Below are 18246 nucleotides of genomic sequence, written 5' to 3' on the forward strand. Positions count from 1 at the left end.
CCCCCTCAGTCCGATACCTGTGACCCAGCGGGTACTCGGAGCCTTTCGCAGAGCAGCCCGGCCACACCCGCAATGGTGGTGACGTCGTTGGTGGTCAGCCGTATCCCCGTCTCGGCTTCGACGCGCGTGCGAAGCTCCAAGTTGCCCATGGAGTCGATGCCGTATTCGGACAGAGGGTGATCCGGGTCGATGGTGCGACGCAGAATCTGGCTGACGGCATCGGAAACCAGGCGGCGGAGTCGCGCGGGCCATTCTTCTGCCGGAAGTGCACACAGCTCGTCGAGGAGCCCGTGTGTCTGGCCGGTGGTGTGCCGCTTGAACCGGAACGTTTCTGCGAACCGGCTCCGCTCGGCGTAAGCGGCGAACCAGGGCGTCCCGCTCATCGTGGCGTACCCGGAGTACGCCCGGTCATGGCGCAGCAGGGCCTCGAACGCATTGGCGCCCTCGTCGGCGGTGAAGGCGGTGTCCCGCCAATGCGCGATCGCTGTGCCGTCGCCGTCCTGTCCGAGCAACACGTCCTCGCCGGTCCCGGCTCGGAGCTCGGCGGCGCGGCCGACTTCGTTCCACAATCCCCACCCGATCCCCGTGGCCGGAAGGCCTTGGCCCCGACGCCACCGTGTGAACGCGTCCAGCCAGCTGTTGGCCGCGGCATACGCTCCTTGCCCGGGCGAGCCGACGAGAGCCACCGCCGAGGAGAACACGCAGAACCAGTCCAGCGGCACAGTGGCGGTCGAAAGATGCAAGTTCCATGCGCCGTCGACTTTTGGATGCCAGTTGCGGTCGATGAGCTCGTCGGTGACGGTGGGCAGCATCGCGTTCTCGAACACCGCGGCGGCATGCAGCACCCCGCGCAACGGGAGCCCGGTGGCGGTCGCCGCCGCCACCAATCGTGCGGCGGTGCCGGCCTCGGCGATGTCACCGCACTCCACCTCGATGTCGGTGCCCATCGCCCGGATCAGTTCGATCGTTTCCCGCGCCTTGAGATTCGGGTGCGCGCGGGAATTGAGCACGATGCGTCCACAACCGGCTGCGGCCATCCTCTCGGCCAGAAACAGTCCGATGCCGCCCAACCCGCCGGTGATGACGTAGGAACCGTCCGCTCGAAAGGCGCGGACTCGCTCGGGCGGCACCACCACGGTGGATCTCCCGGCCTGCGGCACGTCGAGCACGTGTCGGACCGTAGACGCATCAGCGCTTTTCGCGTCGATGGCGGCAGCTGCGTCGCCCAACCGATGATGAGTGACCTCCGGCAGCGGCAGTTCACCGGTGGCGACCAGGCGGTAAACCGTACTCAGGAGGTCACCGATCCGCGCCGGGTGACTCTTTGACAGCATCGTGAGATCGACGCGATGAAAGGTGAGATTGTGTTGGGAGGGGGAGTATTCCAGCCGAGGGTTGTCATGGACGTCGCTTCGGCCGATCTCCACGAATCGTCCCCCGGCGGACAGCACTCCCAGGCCCGCGCGCTGCGCCTCACCGGTCAGCGAGTTGAGCACGATGTCAACGCCGCTTCCGTCGGTGTCACGGCGAATCTGCTCGGCGAATCCGGCGCTGCTCGAGTCATACACATGCTCGATACCCATGTCCTGCAACAGACGTCGCCGCTGTTCACTGCTGGCTGTGGTGAAGACAACCGCCCCCGCGGAGCGGGCGATGGCGATCGCGGCCTGCCCCACACTTCCGGTGCCGGAGTGAATCAGCACGCGATCACCTGCGGTGATCCGTGCCTGATGGTGGAGGCTGTACCACGCCAGGGCATACGGAGTGGTCACGGCCGCCGCCTGATCGTCAGGAAGGCCCGGCGGTAGTGTCGCTGCCAGACGGGCGTCACACGTGAGGAACGTGGCCCAGCAACCATTCCTGGAGAAGCCGCCCACGTGGTCGCCGGCCTGATGGGTGGTCACGCCGGGGCCCACCGCAGTCACCACGCCGGCGAAATCCATCCCGAGCACCGGTACGTCGCCGGGGTGTCCACCGCGGGCGTAGCGCACATCGTCGTAGTTGACCGCCGTTGCGGTGACAGCCACCTCTATCTCGCCGCACCCCGGTGAAACACGGTCGACTGCAACCAGTTCCAGTGTGCGGAGGTCACCGGGTGTGCGGATCTGGCAGCGCATGCCGGTGTCCGGATGGGCGAGCACGGCTGTCCGTCGCTCCTCGGGGCGCAGCGGCGCCGGAGTGAGGCGCGCCGTGTACCATCCGCCGTCGCGCCAGGCCGTTTCGTCCTCGCTGGAATTCCCCAGCAGTTGTTGTGCCAACTGCTGGACCTCGGTGCCCTGGTCCATGTCGATCAGGGTCACGCGCAGGTGAGGATATTCAGTGCCGACCGTTCGCACCAGCCCGCGTAGCCCGCCCTGGGCGAGGTTCGTCACATCGCCCGGCAACACGGTCTGGGCGTTCCGTGTGATGACGTAGAGCCGCGGTGGATCATCCATTCCGGCGATCTCGCGGATCATGCCGGCCAGGTGCTGGACATGCCCTCGGCCGAGCACCGCGGAATCGTCGGCAGCGGAGTCGGTTCCGGCGCCGGTGAGTATGACCACCCCATGGACCGTCTCGGCACCCAGATGCGAGGTGAGCAACCCGGCCTTGGTTCGGTGGTCGGAGTGCTGAGGCCACGTCATCGAGGTGCAGCCAGCCGAGTCGGCGTGCAACGCATCAGCGAGCGGTGTTGCCAGAGCGTCGATGTCCACGCTGGTGCTCACCAGCAGCCAGGTACCGGTGGCCTCGTGGTCGGCCTCCGGCAGAGCGCGCTGCTCCCAGTCGATGGTCAGCAGTCGGTCGTTGAGTACACGATCGCGGATGGCGCTCTCGGAAGCGGAGCTGCCCACTCGAAGCCCGCCGACGGTCAGCAGCACTGTCCCATGCTCGTCGAGCAGATCGAGATCGGCTTCCAAACCGGCTCCGTCGGTACGGGTCACCCGCGTGAAGCAGTAGCGGGCAGTGCGGGCAGACGCGAAGCTGCGGAATCGGCGTACAGAGACCGGCAGCAACAGACCGGCGCAGCCGACCGCCTGAGCGTGCGGGTGTGCCGCCACCGATTGGAAACAGGCATCCAACAACGCCGGATGGACACCGTACGCGCCGTGTTGTGAGCGGATGGGGCCTGGCAGCCGGATCTCGGCCAACATCGTGTCGACCGTCTCGTCGGTGGTGCGCACCGCGATCAGCCCGGCGAAAGCCGGGCCGTAATTCAACCCGTGCTGTTCGAACTGTTCCCGCATCTCGGCGCCGTCCAGTCGGCATGAATGGGACAGGACAAGGGCGTTGATGTCGTAGGCCGCCGGCTGCTCCGAATCCTCGGCCTTCTGAAGCACCGCCGTCGCTCGCCGAGTTCGCTTGTTCTCGGCGAAGGTCTCCACCACCAGGTCGGCACAGCCCGGCGAGGCCACTGTGGCAATGGCGGATATCGGTGTCTCGGCATCCAGGAAAAGCATTGTCTCGAAGTGGATGTCGCGGACCTCGACGTCGCTGCCCAGGACCGTGCGAGCTGCTGCCGACGCCATCTCGCAGTAAGCCGCTGCCGGAAGAACAGCCACATTGTGTATCCGGTGATCGGCGAGCCACGGTTGTTCGGCGGTACCCACCTCGCTCTGCCAGACGTGGCGCTCCGGCTGTTCGTGCAGCCGCACGCGCGTCCCCATCAGCGGACGCGTCGAGCCGCTGCGCGCCCCTGCCCCTTCACCTCTGGCAAGCAGGAGGGTCCGGTGATCCCATTCGGGCAGCGGTGCATCCACCAGCTGACCGCCCGGATGGATCGCCGAGAAGTCGACCGCCGCACCGGCGCAATGGAGGTCTGCGAGGAAGTCGCGCAGCCCATGCGGCAGCTTCTGTTCGCGGCGACTGGCAGCGAGTACGGCTACGGGGATGCCCAGGCCGGTGGCCGTCTGCTGGACGGCATGGGTGAGCAGGGGATGCGGGCCCAACTCCGCGAAGACTCGGTGGCCGTCTTCCAGGGCCGCCTGGACAGCCGCGGCGAAACGCACCATGTGACGCAGATTGTCCGACCAATACCAGGCATCACACACAGGCTGCTCGCGGGCGTCGAACGCCGTCGCGGAGTAGAAGGGTATCTCCGGTGCCCGTGGGGTGAGCTCTACCAACGCCTCGGACAGCTGGTCGAGGATGGGATCGACTTGTGGTGAGTGCGAGGCGACATCGACGGCGATCTCTCGGGCCGACACCTCCCGTTGCTGCCACGCAGTGACGAGTTCCCGCACGGTTTGGGTGGCGCCGCCGACCACCGTGAACTGCGGCGAGGCCACCACGGCGAGCGCCACGTCGTTGATCCCGCGGGCCATCAGCTCCAGAAGTACTTGCTCGGCGGGCATTTCCACCGAGGCCATCGCTCCGGCGCCGGCGATGGTGGACAACAGCCGCGACCGGCGGCAGATCACGCGTACCCCGTCTTCCATCGACAGCGCTCCCGCCACCACTGCGGCTGCGGCCTCACCCATCGAGTGGCCGATCACGGCAGCTGGCCGCACACCGTGAGCACTCATGGTTGCTGCCAGGGCGACCTGCACGGTGAACAGGGCGGGCTGTATCCGATCGATTCCGGCCACGGATTCGGGCCCCGAAATCGCCTCGGTCACAGAGAATCCGGACTCGTCCGCGATGAGCGGCTCCAACTCGGCGACTGTTGCGGCGAACACCGGCTCTGCCGCGAGCAGTTCGGCGCCCATCGCAGCCCACTGCGAACCCTGGCCGGAGAACAGCCATACCGGACCCCGATCGTCCTGCCCGACCGCACGTTGACAAGGAATATCGCCGTCGGCGACCTTGCTCAGTGCCTTGGTCAGTTCCTCGAGGCTGTCGGCCATGACCGCCGTGCGCACTGGCCGATGGGCACGCCGGCGAGCGAGGGTATACGCCAGGTCCGGTGCCGCCAGGCCCGGCTCGTGTGCTGCTACCCAGTCGGCGAGCCGTGCCGCGGTCTTGCGCAGCCCGTCAGCGGACGTGGCTGAGAGCGGGAAGAGCAGGGGGCGGACGACGGCGGACGTGGTGGAGACACCTGGTGTGGACGCTTCGGGAGCTTGCTCCACGATTGCGTGGACATTGGTTCCCGAGAATCCGTAGGACGACACCGCCGCCCGCCGAGGGCCGCGGTCGTTGTTGTCGGGCCATAGGGTGTTCGTCTGTGGCACGAAGAGGTTGGTCTCTATCCGGGCCATCTCATCGGGTAGCCGGGTGAAATGCAGGTTACGCGGGATCACGCCATGTTGTACTGCGAGAACCGCTTTCATCAGTCCCAATGCTCCGGCAGCTGACTGGGTGTGCCCGAAGTTGGTCTTCACCGACGCGAGCGCGCAGGGTCCGGCGAGGCCGTATACCTCTGCGAGACTGGCATATTCGATGGGGTCACCCACCGGAGTGCCAGGTCCGTGTGCCTCCACCATGCCCACGGTCCGGGCGTCCACACCTGCTGCGGCCAACGCCGCGCGGTAGACCTCGACTTGAGCGGTGTGGGACGGCGTAGCGACATTCACCGTGCGGCCGTCCTGGTTGGCGGCCGTGCCCCGCAGGACGGCCACGATCCGGTCGCCGTCTGCCAACGCATCCGGCAGCCGTTTGAGCAGTAGTACGGCGCAACCCTCGCCGACCACGAATCCATCGGCGGCGACGTCGAATGCGTGGCAGCGTCCGGTGGCGGACAGCATTCCGATGGCAGAACCCGAACAGGCTTTGCGGGGTTCCAGGGAAACTGACGCACCGCCCGCAAGAGCGACATCGCATTCGTTGTCGTTCAGGCTTCGACAGGCCATGTGCACCGCCATCAAGCCGGAGGAGCATGCCGTGTCGACCGTCAGCGCTGGACCGCGCAGTCCCATCGCGTGGGCGATTCGCCCCGAGCCCATGGCAAAGCTGTTGCCCAGGTACCCGTACGGTCCCTCCAGCGCGTTGGCCTCGGCATGCAGGAATTGGTAGTCCCCGTGCATCAATCCCATGAACACGCCGGTCCGGGACATGGCCAACGTGTTTGGACTCAGGCCACCGTGCTCCATCGCCTCCCATGAGGTCTCGAGGAGCAAGCGGTGTTGCGGATCCATCGCAGTCGCTTCGCCGTCGGTGATCCCGAAAAAGTCGGCGTCGAAACCGGCGACGTCATCGAGGAACGCGCCCCACTTGCACACCGACCGGCCGAACGCTCCTGGCTGCGGATCGTAATACTCCTCGACGTCCCACCGGGCGGGGGGAATTTCGGTGACCAGGTCTTCACCACGTATCAACGCTTCCCAGAATTGTTCTGGTGAGCTGATGCCACCGGGCAACCGACAGGCCATACCGATGATTGCAATGGGAGAGAAAAGTGAATTCATATCACCCGCCGAAGTTCCTTCGCATTTCCGCGGCCGCACTCCGTCAGGCATCCCCCCAGCGACACCGGTCCCTCCTTGCGGCAAGGGTGCGTGGCCCGTGAGCTGCAGATAGCCCGGGGCAGCAACAAATGAGAAGTGTCGATTCTTCTCGAGAAGCAGTAAGTGGGTGAGTAACCGGAATTTCCCGCTGGCCGGCCGCCCCGCTGCGGCTGCGACCCGTTTAGGCACGCGTCAGTGGTTAGAGATGTTAACCGATCACCAATGAATACAGGCGATAACCGGGAGGCATCTTTCGGAACGGCATGGCCTATTTGAAAGTTGCAATAAATTGCGGTGGGACGCGCGAAAGTATGTGGAGCCCCCGGTCAGGATTGAACTGACGACCTTCGCTTTACAAGAGCGGTGCTCTACCACTGAGCTACGGAGGCGGGTCGAACGGGGCACAGCTTATCCGGTAACCCTCCGACGACGAAACTCGTCGAGAGTCACCCGCCGACAGGCTTTCTGCCGATTCTCCGGAGTGACTGTCGACCTGCAGGCTAGTTGTCCTCGTGCTCGATGACGCGTTGCGACGTCACATTCCGTGACGGCGGGCGACGATCGAACCTGCGTGGCAGCGGAATGCGGTCGGCGATGTTCGACAGCGGGTTCACCACTGAACTCAAGGTGATGACGGCCTCGCGCAGCGTCTCGATGGTGGGGGCCAGCGCCTCGAGGCCCGGCGCCAGCCGGTTCAGGGTGTCGGCGACGTCGGCGAGTTGCTCGAGTGGACCGTTGCGGGCGGTCAATTTCTCCACCAGTCCGCCTTCGGCGAGCAATCGGTCGGCCAGGCCGTCTTCGGCGAGGATGCGCTCGATCAAGCCGTCTTCGTCGAGCAGTTGATCCACCAGGCCGCCCGGGGCCAGCGCGCGTTCCAGGCCGCCACCCTCGGCGGTCAGCTTGTCCAGCAACCCGTCCTCGGAGGTCACCCGGTCCAGCACCCCGCCCGGGGCGGTCAGCCGATCCACCAGGCCGCCGGGCCGCAACAGTCGGTCGATCGGGCCGTCGGGCGCCAGCGCCCGGCCCAGCGGAGCGTCATCGTCGATCAGCGCGGCGATGCGGTTGGCCCGGGCGACGGTGTCGTTGAGTCCGAAGATGTTGGTCACCGACGGGGTGCCCGCACCTTCGATCCCGGCCTCGGCCAGCGACCTCTTGGCCAGGCCCAGCGCTCCGTTGGCGATGTCGAGGCCGGCTTCGGTGGCGGCAAGGCCAATCCGAACGGGCGCTGTCGCCAGTGCCAGAAGGTTCATGCGGGCCAGTGTATGGCTGCGGTTTTGCGCGTACCGTCGGTATTGTCGAGAACAGACTCACAGCAACCGCACAGCATTCTCCCCGGTTGTGTACAAGCAATTGGGAGGAAATTGGATGCTTATGGGAGCGCCGGCATCAGCAGTCACCAAACCCGAGGCCAGGGTGCTGGTCGTCGACGATGAAACGAACATCGTCGAACTACTGTCCGTCAGCCTGAAATTCCAGGGCTTCGAGGTGTACACCGCGGTCAGCGGCCCCGCGGCGCTCGACCGGGCGCGCGAGGTCAAGCCCGATGCGGTGATCCTCGACGTGATGATGCCGGGAATGGACGGCTTCGGTGTGTTGCGCCGGCTCCGCGCCGACGGTATCGATGCGCCCGCACTGTTCTTGACGGCGCGCGACAGTCTGCAGGACAAGATCGCGGGTCTGACTTTGGGCGCCGACGACTACGTGACCAAGCCGTTCAGCCTCGAAGAGGTGGTGGCCCGGTTGCGCGTCATCCTGCGCCGCACCGGCAAGACCACCGAGGAGCCCCGCAATTCGCGGCTCACCTTCGCCGACATCGAACTCGATGAGGACACCCACGAAGTGTGGAAGGCCGGGGAGCCGGTGTCACTGTCACCCACCGAGTTCACCTTGCTGCGCTACTTCGTGATCAACGCGGGCACCGTGCTGTCCAAGCCGAAGATCCTCGATCACGTGTGGCGGTATGACTTCGGCGGTGACGTCAACGTGGTCGAGTCCTACGTGTCCTATCTGCGTCGCAAGATCGACACCGGCGACAAGAGGCTGCTGCACACCCTGCGAGGTGTCGGTTATGTCCTCAGGGAGCCGCGGTAGCGGCGGACAATAGCTTTATGTCCGAGTACCTACGACGAGGTGTGCCGCTGAGGGTGGCACTGGTGGCGGCGACGCTGGTGCTGGTTGCGTGCGGTTTGCTGGCCTCGGGCATCGCGGTGACCACCATCATGAGCCACAGCTTGGAAAGCCGCGTCGACGAGACCCTGATCGACGCGTCTCAGAGCTGGGCGCAGGAACCGCGGCCCATGTCCGCGCCCCCGAATGAGGGTCCCAACCCGGGACGGCCGCCGTCCAACTTCTATGTGCGCGGGGTCAGCAGCGACGGCCGGGTGTGGATGGCGATCAACGATCGCGAGGCCGAACCCGCACTACCCGAGCACAACGATGTCGGCCCCATCCCCACCACCGTCGGCTCGACCGACGGATCACATGTGCAATGGCGTGCGGTGTCGGTGCGCGGCTCACACGGCGAGCTGACCACAGTGGCGATGGATCTCTCCGACGTCCAGTCCACGGTGCGGTCGCTGGTCTACACCCAACTCGGCATCGGCGCCGCCGTGCTCTCGGTACTCGGCATCGTCAGTTTCGCCGTGGTCCGCCGCAGCCTGCGTCCCCTGGTCGAGGTCGAGCAGACGGCCGCTGCGATCGCCGGCGGTGAGCTGGAACGTCGTGTGCCGCAACGTGATCCGCGCACCGAGGTGGGTAGGTTGTCACTTGCGCTGAATGGCATGCTGGCACAGATCCAGCGTGCGGTGGCGGCGTCGGAGGATTCCGCCGAGCAGGCGCGCCGCTCCGAGGAACGAATGCGGCGGTTCATCACCGACGCCAGCCACGAACTGCGCACCCCCCTGACCACCATCCGCGGCTTCGCCGAGCTCTATCGCCAGGGCGCGGCCCGCGACGTCGAGATGCTGATGTCGCGGATCGAGAGTGAATCCAGCCGGATGGGCCTGCTGGTCGAGGATCTGCTGCTGCTGGCCCGGCTGGATGCGCAGCGTCCGCTCGACCAGCACCGTGTTGATCTCCTGGCCCTGGCCACCGACGCAGTGCACGACGCGCAGTCGGTGGCACCGCGGCGCCGCGTGACGATGGAGGTGTTCGACGGCCCCGGCACCCCGGAGGTGATCGGCGACGAGGCCCGGTTGCGCCAGGTGCTCGGCAATTTGGTGGCCAATGCCATCCAGCACACCCCCGAAACCGCCGGTATCACTGTTCGGGTTGGCACCGAAGGCGACAGCGCCATCCTCGAGGTCGCCGACGAGGGCCCCGGCATCAGTGAGGACGACGCGCAGCGGGTGTTCGAGCGGTTCTACCGCACCGACTCTTCTCGTGACAGGGCCAGCGGCGGAACCGGTTTGGGGCTGTCCATCGTCGACTCGCTGGTCTATGCCCACGGTGGCACCGTGAGAGTCACCACGGCCCCCGGCAAGGGGTGCCGGTTCGAAGTGCGGTTACCGCGCTTCGAAGACGCGGCCGTCAAGGCCACCGGCGCCGAACCCGCGCCGGTCAGCTGACTACAGCTCGGCCAGCGCGGCGGTGATCTTGGCCTGGGCCTCGTCGAGCGATTCCGGTGACGGGTTGGGGTCGGCGCCCGAGATGTCGAAATCACCCAGCGTGTAGGCCGGGAAGACGTGTACGTGCAGATGCGGCACTTCCAGGCCGGCGATCAGCAGCCCGGCGCGGGGTGCGCCGAACGCCTTCACGACTGCCTGTCCGATGCGCTGTGACAGCGCGGTGAGGCGACCCCAGACCTCCGGGTCGACGTCTTGCCATTGATCGATCTCGGCCCGCGGCACCACCAGGGTGTGACCCTGGGTCACCGGCGCGATGGTCAGGAAGGCGACGAACTCGTCGTCTTCGTAGACGAACCGCCCCGGGATCTCCCGGTTGATGATCTTGGTGAAGATGGTTGCCATGGGCTTCAGGGTAGGCCGGTCGACGAGCCCGAGGTACGAGGGGAGAGAGGGCCGGCCTAGTTGTGTCAGGCCGGTCGACGAGCCCGAGGTACGAGGGGAGAGAGGGCCGGCCTAGTTGTGTCAGGCCGGTCGACGAGCCCGAGGTACGAGGGGGAGAGAGGGCCGGCCTAGTTGTGTCAGGCCGGTCGACGAGCCCGAGGTACGAGGGGGAGAGAGGGCCGGCCGCGGTGCTGTGGGCCCGGATACCTGTGGACTGTCAGCGGTCGGCGTCGGTGTAGCGGATGACGCCACGAATGTTGCGGCCTTCCAGCATGTCCCGGTAGCCGTCGTTGATCTGTTCCAGCTTGTACTGCCGGGTGACCATATCGTCGAGGTTGAGCCGGCCGGCCTTGTACATCGACAGCAACTGCGGGATGTCGTGGTGCGGGTTCCCGCCGCCGAAGATGGTGCCCTGCAGGTTCTTCTGCAGCAGGGTCAGCATCGCCAGGTTCAGGGTCACCTGGGTGTCGAGCAGGCTGCCGATGGCAGTCATGACACAGGTGCCGCCCTTGGACGTCAGGTTGAGGTAGTTGTCGACGTCCTTGCCGTCGAGCTCGCCCACGGTGACGATGACCTTCTTGGCCATCAGTCCCCAGGTGACCTCGGCAATGCCTGCCATTGCGGAGTCCAGGTCCGGGTAGACATGTGTCGCACCGAATTTGAGCGCTTGATCGCGCTTCCACTCCACCGGGTCGACGGCGAAGATGTAGCGCGCGCCCGCGTTGAGCGCGCCCTGCAGGGCGCCCATGCCCACACCGCCGATACCGATGATGGCCACGTCATCGCCGGGGGCGACGTCGGCACTGCGGGTGGCGGAGCCGTAGCCCGTGGTGACGCCGCAGCCCACCAGGCAGGCCACCTCGAACGGGATCGACTTGTCGATCTTCACCACCGAGCTCTTGTGCACCACCATGTAGGGGCTGAAGGTGCCCAGCAGCGTCATGGGGAAGACGTTCTGGCCATTGGCCTGGATGCGATGGGTGCCGTCGGAAACGGCCGTGCCCCCGAGCAGGCCGGCGCCCAGATCGCACAGGTTGCGCAGGCCGGACTGACACGACGGGCAGACACCGCAGGACGGGATGAACGACAGGACCACGTGGTCGCCGGGTTCGATACCCTCGACCCCCGGACCGACCTCGGTGACGATGCCCGCACCTTCGTGCCCGCCGAGCACCGGGAAACCGCCCATCGGGATGCCACCGGTCACCAGGTGGTGGTCGGAGTGGCACATGCCCGACGCTTCCATCTGGATCTTGACCTCGTCCTTGACGGGATCGCCGATCTCGATCTCTTCGATCGACCACGGTTGATTGAACTCCCAGATGAGGGCGCCTTTTGTCTTCATGATCGCGTTTTCGCTTTCTGTGGAGAACTGATCTCGTCTCGGCTTCAACTACTGTAGTGACGAAGGTCTCACCTGATCTCGACGGGTGTCAAGCGCTACACCCGGACCTCACCAGATCGGGACGGGTGCGGTACCCAGCGGGTAGTAACCGGGCAGCTTCTCCCCGGCCAGACTGCGCTCGATGCGCTTCTGCATGGTGGGCGTCAGATCGCCCGACTCGATGAGCTTCAGGAACGCCTTCTGCACGTGGCCGAAGTCGAAGAAGTCCCGCTGCCACTCGATCAACAGATCGTCGTTCAGCCGGAACCAGCTGCCCCCGATGCCGTAGATCTCGTCCTTGGACCCGTCGCTCTTGTTGGCGATCTGCTTCCAGAACCCGACGATCTCGTTCTGATGCTCGTCGATGAGCACTTTCTGGTACTCGTAGACCCAGTTCTCCAGCCCTTCCATCTCCAGACCCAGTGCCACGTCGCGGATCTCGTCGCGGCCGATGCACATGACGTCTTCCTTGGGGCCGATGTTCCAGCCGTAGGTGGCGTCTTCGGTGTAGAAGTCGGCCAAGGGTTTCCAGTCACCGGCTTTCTCGGCGTCCCGGTTGGCCTGCAACCAGCGGTCGGTCCAGTCCTGCAGCTCTTTGTGTGACGCCATTGTCAATCCTTGTCTGTGATGAGAAGTGCTTGGGTGGGACACATTTCAACTGCCCGCTCGACATCCTCGCGGATCTCGTCGGGAGGTTCGTGGTCGGTGATCTCGACAATGCCGCGCTTGGGCACGGTGAAGACGTCGGGGGCCTCCAGCTCGCACATGGCGTGGCCCTGGCACAGGTCCTCGTCGACTTCCACGCGATAGCAACCCATCAGGCTCAGTCCTTGACTCGCCTGCGGTAGCGGACCTTCGCCGGCCGAGCCAACTGCACCACCATCTTGGAGTGGTCGTTGCGGTAGCTCTCCGGTGGTTGGGACATCTCGAATTCGTACTCACGCAACAGAACCGAGAAGATCGCCTTGATCTGCATCTGGGCGAAGGCGGCTCCCACGCAGCGATGCTTGCCGGCGCCGAACGGGATCCAGGTCCAGCGGTTGAGCAGATCTTCCTGGCGCGGCTTCTCGTAGCGGTCCGGGTCGAACGCATCCGGATTGGGGAAGTCCTCGGGAATGCGGTTGGAGATGGCCGGGGACGCGGCCACCATCTGGCCCTTGTGGATGGGGCGCCCGGCCACCTCGAACTCGTCCTGGGCCACCCGCATCAGGATGATCAGCGGCGGGTGCAGGCGCAGCGTCTCCTTGAGAGCGTTGTCGATTTTCGGGATCTGGCGCAGCGCATGGAAACTCACCTCCTGACCGTCGGAGTAGAGCTCGTCGAGTTCCTGTTGCACCTGAGCGTAGTAGTCGGGGTGGCGCAACAGTTCGATCAGGGTCCAGCTCGACGTGCCCGAGCTGGTGTGGTGGCCGGCGAACATCAGCGAGATGAACATGCCGGTGATCTCGTTGGCGGAGAAGCGCGGATTGCCTTCCTCGTCCTTGATCGAGACCAGCACGTCGAGCATGTCGCGATCCCGCTTGTCCGCCGGTGGGTTGGCGATACGGCCGTTCATCACGTCCTGCACGAGTTCGACCAGACCGGCGCGCGCCTCGTCGCGAATCCGGAAGCTCTCGATCGGCAGGTACGGGTCGACGTAACAGAGTGGATCGGTGCCGCGTTCGAGCAGGTGGTAGTAGTTGGCGAACCGTGAGTCGAGCTGGTCGCGGAACTTGACCCCGATCAGGCAGGCCGTCGAGGTGTAGATGGTCAACTCGGCGAAGAACTCCAGCAGATCGATCTCCCCGCTGTCACCCCAGTCGGCGATCATCCGCTTGACTTCGTTCTCGATGGTGGCGGCGTGGCCCTTCATCTGCTCGCCGCGCAGCGCGGAGTTGTGCAGCATCTCCGCACGCCGTTCGGGATCGGCGTCGAACACCACGCCTTCGCCGAAGATGGGGGTCATGAACGGATAGGCCTCGGCCTGGTTGAGATCGCTGTCGCTGGAACGGAAGAAGAACTCGTTGGCCTCCGCGCCGGAGAGCATGACCACCTGCTTGCCGGCCAGCTGGAACCAGCCGACATCGCCGCATTCCTCGCGGATGCGTTTCATCAGTCCGATGGGGTCGGTGCGGAACTCCTCGAGATGTCCGTGTTCTTCCTCTTCGCCCCCGGACACTCTGGGTACTTCGGTGGTTGTCGTCATTGCGCAGGCATCCCTTCCTCGCCCAAAGCAAGCTTCTGTCTGTCGGTCGTGGTGGCCAGCGGGGCTTCGGGCTGCAGTTCCATGTTGGCGATGAAGCCGCCGCGCGGCGTTTCTGCGACGAAGGTGATGGCGCGCGCCAGGTCGGATGCGCGTAGGAAATAGTCGTGTCGGGCCTGGCCCCATTTGGCCCAATCCTCCAGGGCGGGGCCGATCTTCTCGGCGGGCAGACTCCATCCCATCGAGGTCTTGGTGGGGCCCGGGTGGACTATCGAAGCGCGAACGCCGGTGCCCTCCAACTCCATCTGGAAGTTGTTCACCATGGCCACCAGCGCCGCCTTGGCGGCGCCGTAGGCACCCATGTGGGGACGCTGACGCAGCGAGACGTCGGAGCCGACGAAGATCAGGTCACCGCGCTGGCGCTCGAGCATGCCGGGCAGTACCGCGGAGGCGAGGCGGAAAGCGCCGACCAAGTGGATTTGGAGCTGGGAGTCGAACTCGTCACCGGCGATCTCGGCGAGCTTGCCGAAGTAGGTGTCACCGGCACCGGCGACCAGGACCTCGATATCGCCGAGTGCACTGTTAGCCTGTGCAACAAAGGATTTGATCGAATTGGGGTCGGTGACGTCGAGGTGGAACCCGACGGCCTGACCGCCGTCTGCGTTGATCTTGCCCACCAGGTCATTCAACTTCTCCACCCGGCGGGCGCCGAGGGCCACGGGAAAGCCGTGGCGGGCGAGCTCGATCGCGGTGGCCTCGCCGATGCCGGACGAGGCTCCCGCGACGATGGCGGGCCTGCGTTCGGGCAGTGGTGCGAAACGGGGCATGTGTCAGATCTCCAGGCTCATCGGAAGGGTGGCGAACCCGCGGACATTGCTCGAGTGCACCCGGACCGCGTTGTCCTCGTCCACGTCGAAACCGCGAATACGTGTGAACAGTTCGGTCAGCGCGACGCGGGCTTCCATCCGCGCCAGGTGCGCACCCAGACAGAAATGGGCGCCGCTGCCGAAACTCATCAGCTTCGATCCGATTTCTCGGCCGATCACAAAATCGTCGGGGTTGTCGAACACCCGCTCGTCGCGATGCGCGGAACCCGGCAGCAACAGGACCACGTCGCCGTCGGGAATGGTGGTGTCATACAGCGAGAGGTCGCCTTGGACCGTGCGAGCCAGGATCTGGCTGGAGGTGTCGTAGCGCAACGTCTCTTCGACCCACAGCGGGATCCGTGAGGGGTCCTCGTACACGGGGGTGAGCTGATCGGGGTTTCGATGCCCCCAGAACGCGGCGTTGGCAAGGAGTTTGGTGGTGGTCTCGTTGCCGGCGATCACCATCAGGAACATGAAACCCAGCACTTCGTCATCGGTGAGGCGGTCACCGTCGATCTCGGCGTCCAGCAGCGCTGAGGTCAGGTCGTCGGTGGGGTTCTTGCGCCTCTGCGCGACCATCTCCTGGTAGTAGACGATCAGGTTCAGCGACGCCTCGATGGCTTCCGGAGGAACATCGGTGACCCCCTCCTCGCGGTGCATCACACCGTCGGCCCACGCGCGCACCGTGTCGCGGTCGGGTTCCGGGACACCCATCAGTTCGGAGATCACGTCCATGGGCAGCTTGCCGGCGAACTCGTCGACGTAATCCACGGTCTCGCCGCCGGACGCTTTCTCCACCATGACATCCAGGTGTGCAACGGCGATCTCGGTGACGCGCGGCTCCAGCTCGCGAATCCGCCTGGGCGTGAAGCCTTTCGACACCAGGGTCCGTAGCCGCAGGTGTGAGGGATCGTCCATCGCCAGGAACGACATGGTCTTGGATGCGTGCGGCCCGCGCGACGCCGGGTCAAGCGACACCCCGAACTTGTTGGACAGCGTGGTGCTGTTGCGGAAGCCCTGCAGCACGTCAGCATGCCGCGACAGCGCCCAGAAGCCCAGCTCTTCGTTGCGGTACAGCGGCGCATGGTCACGTAACCGGCGGTAGTACGGGTACGGGTCTTCGTGGAAGTCGTAGTCGTACGGATCCAGAAAGGGATGCGTACGTTCGTTCTCGGCTGAAACGGTCATTGATCTCCCAGGACTAGGCCGACGACGTAGGTCAGCCGGTTGACGATCTGGTGGTAGGTGACGGCCCCGGTTCCGGCTTGGACGAGAGCGCCGAAGAACGCCATCTCGAGCGCTGACACCGCGCGAGGGTCGGCCTCGGGGCCGATGGCCGAGGTGACCCTGCGGTGGATCTCGCCCCCGATGCGGTCGCGCACCGCCGTGACCGCGGGGTCATTGCCCGACATCAGTGCGGTGGTGCAGGCCGCGGCGACCTCCGGTTCATCGGCAACCACCAGGGCCAGTGCGCGCAGCACGTTGTCGACCCGGGTCAGCACCGGGGAGTTGACATCGGTGAAGTAGGGCACCTGCTTGATCAGGTCCAGGTACACCTCACCGATCAGGTGGTTCTTCGACGAGAAGTACGTGTAGGCGGTGGCGGGGGCGACCTGCGCGCGTTTGGCGACGGCACGCACCGTCAGGTCGGCGTAGGACGACTCGCGCAACATCTCGACGCCCGCGGCCAACACCTTGCGGAAGGTCTCCTCCTGGCGCCGGTTCCGCGAAACCGAGCCGAGTTCGTTTGTGACCGCCACCACGGCATCACTGGACACATGTCCAACGTAACCGAGGACGCGTACCTACGGCAAGACGGTGTAATGAATTCGCAGTTCAAGGCATCTTTGCGTAGCTGTGTCGTCGAGGCTCTTGCTATCGGAGTTGCCCGGCGGCTATGTTCGGACCAACAACGATCAGACACGTGTCCAGGATGCCGACGCAGCTTGCTCAGGAGGAGTCACCGATGGGATTACTGGCTGGTGGTACCAGCGATCTGTTGATCGACGGCAAGTTGGTGGCCGGCAGTGCGGGCACGTTCCCCACTGTCAACCCCGCCACCGAAGAGACGCTCGGGGTGGCCGCGGACGCCGACATCGAAGACATGGGCCGCGCCATCGAGGCTGCCCGGCGGGCTTTCGACGACACCGACTGGTCGGTCAACACCGAGTTCCGGGTGCGCTGTCTTCGTCAGTTGCGGGATGCGCTCCAGGACCACATCGAAGAACTGCGGGAGTTGACGATCGCCGAGGTCGGTGCGCCGCTGATGCTGACCTCGGGTGCGCAACTCGAGGGCCCGATCGACGATCTGGCGTTCTCGGTGGACACCGCCGCGAGCTATCAGTGGCGGCAGCAGCTCGATGACGCCGCGCCACAGGGCATTCCGACCAGACGCACGGTTGCTCGCGAGGCGGTCGGAGTGGTCGGGGCCATCACTCCGTGGAACTTCCCACACCAGATCAATTTCGCCAAGCTGGGCCCCGCGCTGGCGGCCGGGAACACGGTGGTGCTCAAACCCGCGCCGGACACGCCGTGGTGCGCGGCCGCGGTCGGTCAGATCGCCGCCGAGCACACCGACATCCCGCCGGGCGTGCTGAACATCGTCACGTCCAGCGATCACGCTGTCGGTGCGCTGTTGTCGAAAGACCCTCGTGTGGACATGGTTTCGTTCACCGGGTCGACCGCGACGGGACGCGCTGTGATGACAGACGGCGCTGCCACCATCAAGAAGGTGTTCCTCGAACTCGGCGGCAAGTCGGCGTTCCTCGTCCTCGACGACGCGGACCTGGGTGTGGCCGCTTCCATCGCGGCGTTCACCGCCGCCATGCACGCCGGTCAGGGCTGCGCCATCACCACCCGTCTGGTGGTGCCCCGGGCGAAGTACGACGACGCCGTCGCTGCGGCGGCCGCCACCATGGGGGGTATCAAGCCGGGGGATCCCACCCACAAACGCACGGTGTGTGGCCCGGTGATCTCGGCGCGGCAGCGCGATCGCATCCAGGGATATCTGGATCTGGCGATCACCGAGGGTGGCCGATTCGCCTGCGGTGGAGGACGCCCCGCTGACCGTGAGACCGGCTTCTTCATCGAGCCGACGGTGATCTCCGGGCTGACCAACGACGCCCGGGTGGCGCGGGAGGAGATCTTCGGGCCGGTCCTCGTCGTCATCGCCCACGACGGCGACGACGACGCGGTGCGGATCGCCAACGACTCGCCCTACGGACTGTCCGCCACGGTGTACAGCGGTGATGACGACCGCGCGCAGGCGGTGGCGTCGCGGCTGCGGGTGGGCACCGTCAACGTCAACGGCGGCGTCTGGTACTCAGCGGACGCACCCTTCGGCGGGTACAAGCAGTCCGGGGTCGGCCGCGAGATGGGTGTGGCCGGGTTCGAGGAGTACCTCGAGACGAAACTCATTGCCACGGCTGTCAACTAGGAGAAATGGAGG

At 65.6% G+C, this 18246-nt stretch carries 13 protein-coding genes and 1 tRNA gene; 3 read left to right on the forward strand and 11 right to left on the reverse strand.

Annotated features, from left to right (window positions below; all coding sequences use genetic code 11):
* Window positions 1-5: 5 nt before the first annotated feature.
* The 3 genes from pks2 to NL241_RS03545 form a co-directional block, all read right to left on the reverse strand.
* Window positions 6-6320: a sulfolipid-1 biosynthesis phthioceranic/hydroxyphthioceranic acid synthase gene (gene pks2 / locus NL241_RS03535; protein ID WP_494396791.1), complete on the reverse strand. Its 6315-nt coding sequence runs from the start codon at window positions 6318-6320 to the stop codon at window positions 6-8.
* Window positions 6321-6673: 353 nt separating this feature from the next.
* Window positions 6674-6748 (reverse strand) — tRNA-Thr (locus NL241_RS03540).
* Window positions 6749-6859: 111 nt separating this feature from the next.
* Entirely contained in the window at window positions 6860-7609 is a 750-nt protein-coding gene (locus NL241_RS03545; RefSeq protein WP_487694264.1) for a hypothetical protein, read from the reverse strand.
* 115 nt (window positions 7610-7724) lie between these two features.
* Between NL241_RS03545 and NL241_RS03550 the strand changes: the two genes are divergently transcribed.
* Together NL241_RS03550 and NL241_RS03555 are read left to right on the forward strand one after the other, a co-directional pair.
* Window positions 7725-8450: a response regulator transcription factor gene (locus NL241_RS03550; protein WP_487694265.1), complete on the forward strand. Its 726-nt coding sequence runs from the start codon at window positions 7725-7727 to the stop codon at window positions 8448-8450.
* A gap of 17 nt (window positions 8451-8467) precedes the next feature.
* Window positions 8468-9925 carry a sensor histidine kinase gene (locus NL241_RS03555; RefSeq protein ID WP_487694266.1) on the forward strand — a complete coding sequence of 486 codons (1458 nt, stop codon included), beginning with the start codon at window positions 8468-8470 and terminating at the stop codon, window positions 9923-9925.
* Here the strand turns inward: NL241_RS03555 and NL241_RS03560 are convergent, their stop codons facing one another.
* The 8 genes from NL241_RS03560 to NL241_RS03595 form a co-directional block, all read right to left on the reverse strand.
* Window positions 9926-10327, reverse strand: a complete 402-nt coding sequence (locus tag NL241_RS03560; RefSeq protein WP_487694268.1) for an HIT family protein — start codon at window positions 10325-10327, stop codon at window positions 9926-9928.
* Between the two features lie 256 nt (window positions 10328-10583).
* A complete protein-coding gene (locus NL241_RS03565; protein WP_487694295.1) occupies window positions 10584-11711 on the reverse strand; it encodes an NDMA-dependent alcohol dehydrogenase in 1128 nt (375 codons plus the stop codon).
* 108 nt (window positions 11712-11819) lie between these two features.
* Window positions 11820-12359, reverse strand: coding sequence for a nuclear transport factor 2 family protein (locus NL241_RS03570; RefSeq protein ID WP_487694296.1), 540 nt, complete (start codon window positions 12357-12359; stop codon window positions 11820-11822).
* A 2-nt stretch (window positions 12360-12361) separates the two neighbouring features.
* Window positions 12362-12568 (reverse strand): ferredoxin, encoded by a 207-nt coding sequence (locus NL241_RS03575; protein ID WP_487694297.1) that lies wholly within the window; start codon window positions 12566-12568, stop codon window positions 12362-12364.
* Between the two features lie 5 nt (window positions 12569-12573).
* Window positions 12574-13935, reverse strand: a complete 1362-nt coding sequence (locus NL241_RS03580; protein ID WP_487694298.1) for a lanosterol 14-alpha demethylase — start codon at window positions 13933-13935, stop codon at window positions 12574-12576.
* On the reverse strand, window positions 13932-14759 hold the full coding sequence (locus NL241_RS03585; protein WP_494396792.1) for an SDR family oxidoreductase: 828 nt from the start codon (window positions 14757-14759) through the stop codon (window positions 13932-13934). The genes NL241_RS03580 and NL241_RS03585 overlap by 4 nt, the downstream gene beginning before the upstream one ends.
* A 3-nt stretch (window positions 14760-14762) precedes the next feature.
* The gene (locus tag NL241_RS03590) at window positions 14763-15986 is read right to left on the reverse strand and encodes a cytochrome P450 (protein WP_487694300.1); all 1224 of its coding nucleotides are present in this window, start codon (window positions 15984-15986) and stop codon (window positions 14763-14765) included.
* Window positions 15983-16576, reverse strand: coding sequence for a TetR/AcrR family transcriptional regulator (locus NL241_RS03595; protein WP_494396793.1), 594 nt, complete (start codon window positions 16574-16576; stop codon window positions 15983-15985). The genes NL241_RS03590 and NL241_RS03595 overlap by 4 nt, the downstream gene beginning before the upstream one ends.
* A gap of 188 nt (window positions 16577-16764) precedes the next feature.
* Between NL241_RS03595 and NL241_RS03600 the strand changes: the two genes are divergently transcribed.
* On the forward strand, window positions 16765-18234 hold the full coding sequence (locus NL241_RS03600) for an aldehyde dehydrogenase (RefSeq protein WP_494396794.1): 1470 nt from the start codon (window positions 16765-16767) through the stop codon (window positions 18232-18234).
* Window positions 18235-18246: the final 12 nt, after the last annotated feature.

The sequence above is a fragment of the Mycolicibacterium sp. SMGY-1XX genome (assembly GCF_059132455.1).